This is a genomic window from uncultured Nocardioides sp. (genome assembly GCF_902805925.1).
Classification (GTDB): Bacteria; Actinomycetota; Actinomycetes; order Propionibacteriales; family Nocardioidaceae; genus Nocardioides.
In genome coordinates this window covers 1-4,156 of the sequence record NZ_CADCUP010000194.1, presented here as the reverse complement: position 1 = coordinate 4,156, position 4,156 = coordinate 1, and the positions used below count along the sequence as shown (strand labels likewise).

Annotated in this window: 5 protein-coding genes, 1 tRNA gene and 1 pseudogene; 3 read left to right on the top strand and 4 right to left on the bottom strand. The window is 73.5% G+C overall.

Going from position 1 to position 4,156, the window contains the following annotated elements:
• The 3 genes and pseudogenes from QZX64_RS14270 to QZX64_RS14260 form a co-directional block, all read right to left on the bottom strand.
• A pseudogene (locus tag QZX64_RS14270) lies at window positions 1–271 on the bottom strand (hypothetical protein); the annotation flags it as partial.
• A gap of 61 nt (window positions 272–332) precedes the next feature.
• Complete coding sequence (locus tag QZX64_RS14265) at window positions 333–503, bottom strand: hypothetical protein (protein ID WP_295661086.1); 171 nt, start codon at window positions 501–503, stop codon at window positions 333–335.
• Window positions 504–548: 45 nt separating this feature from the next.
• On the bottom strand, window positions 549–1,670 hold the full coding sequence (locus QZX64_RS14260) for a glycosyltransferase family 1 protein (protein ID WP_295661084.1): 1,122 nt from the start codon (window positions 1,668–1,670) through the stop codon (window positions 549–551).
• Between the two features lie 151 nt (window positions 1,671–1,821).
• Between QZX64_RS14260 and QZX64_RS14255 the strand changes: the two genes are divergently transcribed.
• The 3 genes from QZX64_RS14255 to QZX64_RS14245 are packed head-to-tail and all read left to right on the top strand — an operon-like array spanning window position 1,822 to window position 3,995.
• Window positions 1,822–2,214, top strand: coding sequence for a hypothetical protein (locus tag QZX64_RS14255; RefSeq protein WP_295661082.1), 393 nt, complete (start codon window positions 1,822–1,824; stop codon window positions 2,212–2,214).
• A 42-nt stretch (window positions 2,215–2,256) separates the two neighbouring features.
• Window positions 2,257–2,718 (top strand): DUF350 domain-containing protein, encoded by a 462-nt coding sequence (locus QZX64_RS14250; protein WP_295661080.1) that lies wholly within the window; start codon window positions 2,257–2,259, stop codon window positions 2,716–2,718.
• Window positions 2,718–3,995: a glutathionylspermidine synthase family protein gene (locus QZX64_RS14245; RefSeq protein WP_295661078.1), complete on the top strand. Its 1,278-nt coding sequence runs from the start codon at window positions 2,718–2,720 to the stop codon at window positions 3,993–3,995. The genes QZX64_RS14250 and QZX64_RS14245 overlap by 1 nt, the downstream gene beginning before the upstream one ends.
• Window positions 3,996–4,051: 56 nt before the next feature.
• Here the strand turns inward: QZX64_RS14245 and QZX64_RS14240 are convergent.
• Window positions 4,052–4,124 (bottom strand) — tRNA-Lys (locus QZX64_RS14240).
• Window positions 4,125–4,156: the final 32 nt, after the last annotated feature.

Genomic DNA, 4,156 nt, shown 5'->3' with positions numbered 1-4,156 from the left:
CGGCGGCCGCCTGCTCGACCCCGGCGCCGGCCGGCCGGGCGTCCTCGCCGACCGCCTGCGCGCCCCACAGGCAGAAGGCGGCCCGCAGCCGCTTGCCGCCGTCCATCAGGTCGCGGACCACGTCGGCGAGCTCGTCCAGCTCGGGACCCACGCCGGCCAGCGTGCGGGTCTGGCGCTCGACGGTGTCGGAGAGCACCTGCTCCACGGCACGCAGGGCGCCGACGTCGAGCACCGAGGGGCGCCGCGTCACCGAGGGACCTGAGCGGGGCATGGCTCCAACGTACCGGTCGGAGCGAAGGGGTACGCCGGCCGTCAGGGGCTCGCGGAGGAGGTCACCGTGGTGGGCTGCCGGCGGGCCCGGAGGGGTGGAACTCGTCGATGGCGAACATCTCGTCGGGCTGGGCGAGGAACAACGGTCCGACCACCTCCGCGAGCTGGCGCACCGACACCGACGTCCGGACGCGGTGGGTGACGTCGTGGCCGCCGACGATGATGACCGCCACGTCGGGGCGGTAGCCCGATCCCAGGGGAGCGAGCCTCCGCACCGCTCAGGCCGCCGCGCCGTCGAGGATCCGCAGCACGGCGGGGTAGTGCACCTCGATCAGCTCGTCGACGACCGTGGCCCAGCTGCGGCCGGCCACCGCGTCGAGAGCTGCCGCGGCGGTGCGCGACCGGAGCTGCTCATCGCCCACCACGGTCGCGACCGTGTGCCGCAGCGCGGCCGGGTCGGTGGGCCGGAACAGCATCCCGGTGCGCCCGTGGTCGACGAGGTCGACCGGTCCGCCGGCTGCCGGCGCGACGACCGGGACACCACTGGCCTGCGCCTCCTGGACGGTCTGGCAGAACGTCTCGGACTCCCCGGTGTGCACGAACACGTCGAGGGAGGCGAAGGCGCGGGCGAGGTCGTTCCCGCGCAGCATGCCGGTGAAGGCGGCCTCGGGCAGGTGCCTCTCCAGCCAGGGCCGCGCCGGCCCGTCGCCCACGACCACGAGCCGCGTGCCGGGCAGGGAGGCGACCTCGACGAGACGGCGTACCTGCTTCTCGGGTGCCAGCCGGCCGACGTACCCGACGGCGAGGGTGCCGGGCCGGGCGCGCGTCCAGGCGGCGTGCAGGCCCGCGTCGCGGCGGTCGGGGGAGAAGAGGTCGAGCGAGACCCCGCGCCGCCACAGGTGCAGGTCGGTCACGCCCAGGGCGGCGAGCTGGGAGTACGCCGCGGTCGACGGCACGAGCGTGCGGTCGGCGCGGCGGTGGATGCGCCCGACCCAGCGCGAGATGGGTGCGTCGGCCCGGATGCCGTACTGGCGCGCGAAGCCGGCGATGTCGGTCTGGTAGACGGCCACGGTCGGGAGGCCGAGGCGGGTGGCCGCCCTCAGCCCGACGGCTCCCAGCGCGAACGGGGAGGCGAGGTGGACGACGTCGGGTGCGAAGTCGGCGAGCGTGCGCTCCAGCACCGGGTCGGGCAGCCCGAGGGAGAACGACCGATAGCCCGGCAGCCCGACCGAGCGGACCCGGACCACGGGTGCGGAGCGGTAGGCGTCCGGGCCGGGGCCGGGCGCGACCACGAGGACCTCGTGGCCGAGGTCGAGCAGCCGGTCGACCGTGTGCCGCACGGTGTTGGTCACGCCGTTGACCTGGGGGAGGAAGGACTCGGTGACGATGGCTGTGCGCATGCCGCCACGGTCTTGTGCATGCGTGAACGCTCGGCGACCCCGACGTAGGTGTCCGATGACGCGGGGGAGTCGGGTGCGCCACGATGCCGGGTGCGCCGCATCGGCAGGTAGCGTGACCACTCACCTGCCGCGTCGCCGTACGGAGGACGACATGACCACGACCGCCCGCAGGCGGATGCGCTCGACGGGCGTGAGCCTGGGCGTCACCGCCATCATGGCCGCCGGGCTGTCGGGGTGCGCGTCGTCGCCCGACTACGCCGCGGTGTGCGTCGACCCGGACACCGACGAGCGCGTCGACGACGACCAGTGCGACGACGACCGGGCCGCCGGCTCCGGGGTCGGCGGGGCCTTCCTCTGGTACTACCTCGGCGCCAGCTCGCGGGTGCCCGCCCTCGGCAGCCGCGTCGCCGGCGGCACCTTCAACGGCTCCGGGCTCAACGGCACCGTCCAGCGCGGCGGACTGCCGGAGGCCGGCGGCTCGTCGGTCAGGTCGACCACCAGGACCGGCGGCTTCGGCGGCACCAGCCGCGGCGTCTCCGGCTGACCCCCCGTCCCGTCCCGTCACCGACCACACCCGAGGAACCACATGCTGGAGTCCCTGCTCAACGCCCTCGGGCACGCCGTCGTGTACGCCGTCCTGGCCGGCGCGCTGCTCATCGCGGCGTACTACGTGCTCGACCTCGTCACCCCCGGCCACCTCGGCAGGTCCCTGCGCGGCGTCGACGAGACCGGCGCCGAGTCCGTGCACGCGGCGTCGCGCTCGGCGGGCCTGGTGACCGCGGCCTGGCTGGTCTCCAACGCGATGGTGCTGTTCACCGCGATCTGGACCAACGGCGCCACCTCGCTGGGCTGGGCGCTGGTCTGGACGCTCTCGTTCGGCGTGCTCGGCATCGCGCTCAACGCCGCCATGTTCTTCGTCGTCGAGCTCGTCACCCCCGGCGACCTGCGCCGCATCGTCACCGCGCCCGGGCCCGCGCGTCCCCTGGCCTACCTCGCCGCGGCCGCCGCCGTCTCGGTCGGCCTCATCGTCTGCGCCAGCATCGCCTGATGTGGCGCCACGAGTCCCGCCCGCGCAAGGACTGGGAGCGGATCGTCACCGAGCAGGGGCTGATCTTCCCGCTCACCCCGAAGCCGGACGGCTCGACGGTGGCCTACTGGAACGAGTCGGCGTGGTACGAGGTGACCCTCGACGAGGTCGACATGCTCGAGGCCGCCACCGAGGAGCTGTGGGCGATGTGCGTCGACGCCGCAGGGCACATGGCGGCGACCATGACCGACCAGCGGCTGGGGCTGCCGCCCGGCACGCTCGGCCTGGTGCGGGCGTCGATCGAGCGCGGTGACCCCTCGGTCTACGCACGCTTCGACCTTGCGTACGGCGCCGACGGCTCGGTGAAGATGCTGGAGATCAACGGCGACACCCCGACCGGGCTCGTCGAGACGGGCGTGGCGCAGTGGCGCTGGGTCGAGGACATGATGTCCGACATCGACCAGTGGAACAGCGTCCACGACCGGCTGGTCGCGCGCTGGCGCGAGCTGCGGGTCTCGGGCGCCCTCGACGGCGACGAGGTGCACTTCCTCTACGACCTCGGTGAGGGGGAGGCCTACGACGGCGGCGAGGTGGAGATGACCGTCCACTACCTCATGGACTGCGCCGTGCAGGCCGGCCTGAAGGTGATGGCCCACCCCATCGCCCACGTCGGCTGGAACCCCGACACCCGCGACTTCCGGGACGCGGGCGACCGGCCGATCCGCAACGCCTTCAAGCTCTACCCCTGGGAGCAGATGCTCGCCGAGGACTTCGGCCGGTTGATCATCGACGGTGCCGAGACCAGGCCCGTGCGCTGGTTCGAGCCGGCCTGGAAGGTGCTGCTGAGCACCAAGGCGATCCTGCCGGTGCTGTGGGAGCGCCACCCGGGACACCGCCTCCTGCTGCCGGCGTACTTCGACGAGCCGCGCGACCTCGCCGAGTGGGTGGCCAAGCCGCTGCACGGCCGCGAGGGCGACGGCATCCGCATCCGCCTCGCCGACGGCCACGAGGTGACGATGCCCGGTGATTACGGCGCCGAGGGCTGGGTCTACCAGGGGTACGCCCCGCTGCCGGTCTACGGCGGGAACTACGTCGTGATCGGGTCCTGGGTGGTCGGGGGCGAGGCCGCGGGCATGCTGGTGCGCGAGTCCGACGGCATGGTCACCGACTACTACAGCCGGGTCGTGCCGCACGCGATCAGCGACGGCCTCTCGCCCGACGACGCCACGGTGCAGCAGTGGCTCGCCGGCCGGGTCGGGCCGGAGGCGCCGAGGATCCCGCCCACGCCGCGGTCCTGATCGGCGCCCCGGGCGGTGGCCCTGGGCATCAAGCGGCGCCTGACCTGCGGTTTCAGTAGGCCTCCAGGGGCTCGAACCCTGAACCAACGGATTAAAAGTCCGCTGCTCTACCCATTGAGCTAGAGGCCCGGGGGACCGAGAGATCAGTCAGGACAAGTCTC